General features: G+C 56.2%; 8 protein-coding genes. 3 read left to right on the top strand and 5 right to left on the bottom strand.

What is annotated here, in order from left to right; all coding sequences use genetic code 11:
- Positions 1-153 precede the first annotated feature (153 nt).
- A complete protein-coding gene (locus tag Poly41_RS32715) occupies positions 154-1587 on the top strand; it encodes a sulfatase (RefSeq protein WP_146531583.1) in 1434 nt (477 codons plus the stop codon).
- Positions 1588-1597: 10 nt separating this feature from the next.
- Here Poly41_RS32715 and Poly41_RS35340 read toward each other — a convergent pair whose 3' ends face one another.
- Positions 1598-1789 carry a hypothetical protein gene (locus Poly41_RS35340; RefSeq protein WP_231616135.1) on the bottom strand — a complete coding sequence of 64 codons (192 nt, stop codon included), beginning with the start codon at positions 1787-1789 and terminating at the stop codon, positions 1598-1600.
- A gap of 61 nt (positions 1790-1850) precedes the next feature.
- Here Poly41_RS35340 and Poly41_RS32705 point away from each other — a divergent pair, with 61 nt between their 5' ends.
- On the top strand, positions 1851-2303 hold the full coding sequence (locus tag Poly41_RS32705) for a DUF1553 domain-containing protein (protein ID WP_231616134.1): 453 nt from the start codon (positions 1851-1853) through the stop codon (positions 2301-2303).
- Positions 2304-2432: 129 nt separating this feature from the next.
- A complete protein-coding gene (locus Poly41_RS32700; protein WP_146531582.1) occupies positions 2433-3866 on the top strand; it encodes a DUF1501 domain-containing protein in 1434 nt (477 codons plus the stop codon).
- Positions 3867-3994: 128 nt separating this feature from the next.
- Here the strand turns inward: Poly41_RS32700 and Poly41_RS32695 are convergent, their stop codons facing one another.
- The 4 genes from Poly41_RS32695 to Poly41_RS34640 all read right to left on the bottom strand — a co-directional run bounded on the left by Poly41_RS32695 (position 3995) and on the right by Poly41_RS34640 (position 6033).
- Positions 3995-4354, bottom strand: a complete 360-nt coding sequence (locus tag Poly41_RS32695; RefSeq protein WP_231616133.1) for a hypothetical protein — start codon at positions 4352-4354, stop codon at positions 3995-3997.
- An 828-nt stretch (positions 4355-5182) separates the two neighbouring features.
- Complete coding sequence (locus Poly41_RS32690) at positions 5183-5407, bottom strand: DUF4314 domain-containing protein (protein WP_146531581.1); 225 nt, start codon at positions 5405-5407, stop codon at positions 5183-5185.
- A 179-nt stretch (positions 5408-5586) separates the two neighbouring features.
- The gene (locus tag Poly41_RS32685) at positions 5587-5841 is read right to left on the bottom strand and encodes a hypothetical protein (RefSeq protein ID WP_146531580.1); all 255 of its coding nucleotides are present in this window, start codon (positions 5839-5841) and stop codon (positions 5587-5589) included.
- A gap of 30 nt (positions 5842-5871) precedes the next feature.
- The gene (locus tag Poly41_RS34640; protein WP_197231957.1) at positions 5872-6033 is read right to left on the bottom strand and encodes a hypothetical protein; all 162 of its coding nucleotides are present in this window, start codon (positions 6031-6033) and stop codon (positions 5872-5874) included.
- Positions 6034-6261 lie beyond the last annotated feature (228 nt).

Genomic DNA, 6261 nt, shown 5'->3' with positions numbered 1-6261 from the left:
GCTGTGTTGGTGATAGTCCAGTCCGACGTGATAGGTTATTTTCGACATTGCTCGTTGCTCCGAGTGAAATCAGGGGAAGTTAGATATCACTTGGTTTTACTCTGCAGCGAGCATTTCATCCCCATCTACGATATTATTCCTAAAGTGAATCCTATGCGCACACTCTTTGCAATCATCGTTTTCGTCGTTGGCAACTTGGCCCTTTCAGTAGAAGCGAAGCAACCCAACGTCATCGTTTTCCTCGTTGATGACATGGGCTGGATGGACAGTTCGACGTATGGAAGCGAGTTCTACGAAACGCCGAACATGACGCGTCTGGCCAAACAAGGCATGACGTTCACCCAGGCCTACGCACATCCACTCTGCTCGCCGACCCGCGCGGCACTGATGACAGGAAAGTACCCGGCCAGATTCGCGATGCACCAAGCCATCACTGGACAAAGCAAGGCCGAGCCAAAACTTTCCGCTCAACCCAGACGTGGCGAGACCGTTCGTTGGCCCGAGAGTAAATCGCACCTGCCCCTGGAAGAGACAACTATCGCCGAAACTTTGCGAGGCTCTGGCTACGACACATGGTTTCTTGGGAAATGGCACTTGGGCAATCAACCCGAGTATTGGCCCGGACAACAAGGATTTGACAAAGTCATTTGCGTCGGAGGTGCCGGACCGAGTGGCGGGTATTTCGCACCGAATCGAATCCCTGCGTTGAAACCAGGCCCCGACGGCGAGTACATCTGCGAGCGACTGACCGACGAAGCTTGCCGGCTGATCGACAATCGAGGCGACGCTCCGTTCTTCATGTACCTATCGCATTTCAATGTCCACTCGCCCTACGAAGCACGGCCGGCAGACGTCGAACGGTTTGCCGCCAAGATTGACAAGAGTCTCACGCACCAGAATCCCGTGATGGCGGCCATGCTTTTTGCGATGGACGAAAGCCTCGGCCGGATTCTTGACAAGCTGGAAGACGCAGGACTTTCTGACGATACGTGGGTGTTCTTCATGTCCGACAACGGCGGTGTTCATTGGAGCAATATGCGGGGCGAGTACGCGAAACGTTTCCCGGTTCCGGTGACTTCCAACGCACCGCTTCGAGGCGGAAAGGCGTGTTTCTACGAAGGCGGGGTGCGAGTGCCAATGATCGTTCGCAAACCGGGAACGGTCCCCGCCGATTCCAAGTGCGACCAGCCGGTTCATGCGATCGACCTGCTTCCCACTTTGGCAGCGATCGCGGGTGTCGACGAATCGCAGCATGAAGAGATTGATGGAATCAGTCTCTTGCCGGTCCTGTCTGACGAAACGACTTTGAATCGGGAACGCCTGTTCTGCCATTTCCCCCGATCCAAAACGCTGGCGGGCACCGTCGGCGGCTCATTCGTTCGCGAAGGCGACTACAAACTCATCCGACTTTGGTTTGGCGGAGACGATGGCAAGCACGCTTACGAACTGTACGACTTGAGCACTGATATCGGCGAGCAAACGAACTTGGCACCTGCGATGCCAGAGAAAGTCACCGCCCTGAGTCAAACGCTCGATGATTGGTTGGCGGACACCCACGCACTTGTCCCCCAATGGCGAGCCGAATGAACGGCGCATCTCAAAGGCCCGATTGGTTTACCGAATGCCAAGTCGTGCCGATTTTCAGTTCGTCGATGCTCCATGATGCATTCTCGCCTGCGATGATTCGCAACGACTCAGGCGGATAAGTTGTCGAACCGGATTGTCCCGTTACAGTCCAAGCGGACGGTTCGCGTGAGTCGACGACTTCACCGGGCAGATAAACTCGCAATGAAGGACTCGTTGAATCGCCGACAACTGTCAGCTTCAGAGCACAGCGTCCACTTGGAACGTTGTTGCGAGAGGTCGGCGAAGGCAACGTCGGGCAGAACGTGTTCGAGCCCGTGATTCGGGCCATCGAGTCGAACCATCGCTCGGTGTACTTGCCGCGAGTTCGTGGCGTGTTGCCGGAAATGTTGGAATTGTTCGACGCACCGGACGCCAGTCTCGTTTCCGGCGCACGCGAGACGACATCGAGTCCGTTGCAATCGCTTTATCTGATGAACAATCCGTTCGTGCATCGACAAGCGAGCGGTCTTGCCAAGCGTGTCAGGCAGTTCCCACCCAGTGAGAGAATCAAACAGGCTTACATGATCGCGTTGGGAAGAAACCCGACGGATCAACAGGAACAGCATGCAGTGCAATTCATGAACGACTTGAGCGATTCGCGTCTGACGACAGAAGAGAAATTGGTTGCGTACTGCCAGACATTGTTGTGTACGACGGAATTCAACACGATTGATTAGCGAATCACTCATACGCGTTTCGACGCGCATGCATGTGGCGACCCGACGCATGAGCGAGGAATTCTCCACGTTGGGTCCCTCGCTTGCGCAGCGGGTTACCATGCATCCATACCACCGAGAGATAAGAACATGAAACGCGCCCCATTCTGCAACAATCGAGTCTCCACACTTTCTCGGCGCGAAGCGCTGCGATCGCTTGGTGCCGGCTTTGGCTATCTTGCCTTTGCGGGTTTGGCCACATCCCAGGCCGTCGCTGATACCAAGACAGCCTTGCTGACGTCGCGAACACCACACTTTGAACCTCGCGCCAAGCGGGTCATCTTTCTGTGCATGCGAGGCGGACCCTCGCATGTCGACACATTCGACTACAAACCGCAACTGCAGAAAGATCATGGGCGACCCTCCCACTACGGCACGCCGTGGTCGGCACCGCCGTGGAAATTCGGTCAGCACGGAAAAAGCGGATTGTGGATGTCGGAGTTGTTTCCCAATCTAGCGAAGCAAGCGGATGAGCTTTGTCTGCTGCGCGGAATGCACTGCGACCAGCCCGCGCATGCACAGGCCTTCCTGCAAATGCATACCGGTCATTTTCAATTCGTTCGACCTTCCATGGGCGCGTGGGCTCTGTACGGACTGGGCACCGAAAACCAAAACCTGCCCGGTTTCATTTTAATCAACCCAACCACGGCCAACGGCGGCGCGCAGAACTACGGCAGCGCGTTCTTGCCCGCCGCCTATCAGGGAACGAAATTCTCGGTTCAGGACAGCAGTGCAAGGAATCGTCGAATCGACCGAATGCGCCGCGGAGAAGTCAATCCAAATGGAATCAACAATGCCGTCAATAGGCTACTTTCCAAGACCGATCAACGAGCGCAACTCGATCTATTGGGGGCGCTCAATCGCGACAAGTTGGCCCGCGACGTGCACAACCCCATCATCGAAGGGGCCATCGAGAATTTTGAACTCGCCTTTCGCATGCAAGACGCTGTTCCCCAAGTGATGGACTTATCCGGCGAATCGGAAGAGACACTGAAGCTTTACGGAATCAACGAAGATCCGACCGATGGTTTCGGTCGTCAGTGTCTACTCGCACGTCGCTTCGCCGAGTCTGGCGTTCGCTTCATCGAACTGGGACACGGAACATGGGACCAACACAGCAACATTAAAACTGCGCTGGCCGACAACTGCGCCGAAACGGACAAACCAATTGCCGGGTTGCTGGCCGATCTGAAGCGCCGCGATCTACTCAAAGACACGCTGGTCATTTGGGGCGGCGAGTTCGGTCGGACGCCTTATTCACCCGATGGCAACGGCCGAGACCACAATCACAAAGGTTACACGACGTGGATGGCCGGCGGTGGGGTGAAAGGCGGCTTCAGCTACGGCAGCACCGACGAGCATGGCTATGAAGCGGTCGAAAACAAAACGCACATCCACGACTGGCACGCCACCATTCTGCACCTACTAGGATTCGACCATGAACGATTAACGTATCGCTATGGTGGTCGAGAAATGCGACTGACCGAGGTCGCAGGCTCAGTCGCGGAGGATATTTTCAGTTAGAGGATCATCTCCACATATCCGACGCCTTCAGTAGGCAAGTTGGTCTGTCCTTTAGGTGGCTTGCGTGCCTCACAGACCAGCTGCGTCGATGAGATCAACCAGACGCAGTACCACTTTCCAAGCGAAGCCTATTCTTCTTCGTCTTCGTGGCTGGGCGGCCAATCGTCGAGGATGCTGGGATAGCTGGGCCAGTCATCGCCCCAGTCGCCGGGATGCACAACCGGGTAGTCGGGCATGCCGGGGTAGGCTTCGCCGGGGTGACCGGGCGGCAGACTGTCGGGGTAGGAGTGACCCGGTGGCAAGTGATAAGGGTGATCGGGCGGGAGTCGCGGCCAGATGTGTGGTGGCAAAGGGGATTCGATCACAATTGGTTCTTCCGGTCGCGGCGGCCAGTCGTAGTCATCGGGCCACCACGGTGGACGCGGACCGGGATCGGGTGTGCCGGGCGGATAGTCGTCGGGCCGCCAGTTGGTGTTTTCATGAGCCACTGGTAGATGTGGGAGCCGATGCGAAAAAGCATCGTGACCAGCATCAGGTTGCGGACCCTCGTTACCTTTTCGGGATAGTCTGCTGAGAACCGTAGCACCGGCTGGCCGACGTCGAGCAAATCGATAGGTCACCACTCGAACTTGCACTTGGCCAAACTTTCGACTCGATCGCACAACTATCAAAGGCGAACCGACTTCGCGCTACGAAGCATCACGCACCTGTGCCTCAAATCGCAAGACATCGGGGCCACGCTCTCTGCATTGAACGATAATCGCGTGCCTAATTTCTCACCCGCGATCGAGTTTCCTGACCTCAACGTCCAAATCCGCTTTATTCAAGCTCCGACGGCAATGGCATCGAATTAAAGGCCCTACGGTCGGCAAGAACTCTGTCAACAGCGAAGTAGTCCGGAGAAAGACCGTGCCACAGCGTGCTTCAAATCAGTCGAAGAACGACGCCGGAAGCAGGTACTACGGGATAGCCCAACTCGTACCTAAAAGTACCCTGGTAATCAGAGAGCCTCCACGAAGAGCGTTGCTTCCGCTGTACTCTTTTCTATCTGCGGAATAGGGCTGCCACGCCGGTTCGTTCAGGGTACTTCACTGGCCACGGTCGCTTTTGCCGCGAAAAACGCCCGGTTTTGACAGGCTTTCGGTGACTGAGAGAGTCTCTTGCCTATCTCGTGGAAGTACCGGTCGGACGGCGTGACATTCAAAAATTGGCAGATCAGGCCGAGACTATCGCGCTCTCGCAATCTTGGCACCCTCTAAGTTCATTCGCCGATTGCTTCGGCTCCTGCGGACCGGAGCGAAAAACGCCGCTCTGGGTTAACAGCTTTTGCCGTTCAGTTGAACGGCGCCGACACGTTCAGCGACGTCCGGTGGAATCGAAAGCATCAGCGACCGACCGTTTTCCCAATCGACATCGACTTGCGTCCAGTCGCCGTGAGGATAAACGCCGACGACCTCTCCGAGCGTGCCGGCAGGAATCGGGTCGGGGTCGTCGGTCATCGAAATTAGACGGATGCGATCGCCTGGTTTGAGCTGTGTCATTATGGTTGAGTTTCCCGTTACAAAATTGATCAGTTCAAAGAAGACTGTGGCCCGTTGTCGGGCAGCGTGACGCGTTTGGTTGGATGTAGCAGGATTGTGAGCCGCACTGACGGCAAAACGCCCGGACGCTACCAACGTCGGGCGTGCTGAAGCCGGCAATTGGGATGGGCTTGGCGGGTTTACACCACCGCGCCCAGGATGCTCTTGTCGAGTTGGTCGAGCATCTCGCAAAAGATGTAATGTTCTTCCAAGAGTGGGCCAGCCGGACCGCCGTGGTCGACGTCGGCCTTTCCAAGGGCGTCGACCAAGGGGCGAAGCTCCTCGGCGATCTTGTAGTACGACCGCCGAATCTCTTGGTAGGTCTCCGGGTCGAGCGTTAGTATCGCGGTGCGAAGTTCGGTGGCGCGGTTTTTTTGCGTGTCGATCATGGCCATGGTTGTTTTGCTGTAAAGATTTGAGAAGCGTCAATCGGTGGTGATGAGGGTGTCTGGTGAAGCGACCTCAATCCTCGTTCCGTCGACCATTGGGATGTAATAACCGCCGAAGGTGGGGCAGAGCGTGTCGAACACTTCGATGCCGCCGATTCGGTCGCCAGGTTTGATCTTGTGGGCTTTCCGTTGTGTCATGTTTGGGGATCCGTTTGAGGTGATGCAAAACGGTTTGGGACGACATTTATTGAGCCATGAATCGGGGGATGGAGCAAGTCGATTCACACCGCCCACCGCAAACTTTCGGCATGTTTCCTTCGATGCTCAAAATGGCCGACAATTGGCGTGTGTCGCGTCCGTTGGAATTGGTCGGCAACGGCGTCCGAACAAGCAAACGCCGCGGCGTGTGGCGAACGTGGCGGCGTT

Source organism: Novipirellula artificiosorum (assembly GCF_007860135.1).
In the GTDB taxonomy this organism is placed as follows: Bacteria; Planctomycetota; Planctomycetia; order Pirellulales; family Pirellulaceae; genus Novipirellula_A; species Novipirellula_A artificiosorum.
This window is presented reverse-complemented; position numbering and strand designations above follow the sequence as displayed.

Coding starts and splice junctions, on each gene's coding strand:
- Poly41_RS32715 (WP_146531583.1), top strand. CDS start 154: ATGCGCACACTCTTTGCAATCATCGTTTTCGTCGTTGGCAACTTGGCC.
- Poly41_RS32700 (WP_146531582.1), top strand. CDS start 2,433: ATGAAACGCGCCCCATTCTGCAACAATCGAGTCTCCACACTTTCTCGG.
- Poly41_RS32690 (WP_146531581.1), bottom strand. CDS start 5,407: ATGACACAGCTCAAACCAGGCGATCGCATCCGTCTAATTTCGATGACC.
- Poly41_RS32685 (WP_146531580.1), bottom strand. CDS start 5,841: ATGGCCATGATCGACACGCAAAAAAACCGCGCCACCGAACTTCGCACC.
- Poly41_RS34640 (WP_197231957.1), bottom strand. CDS start 6,033: ATGACACAACGGAAAGCCCACAAGATCAAACCTGGCGACCGAATCGGC.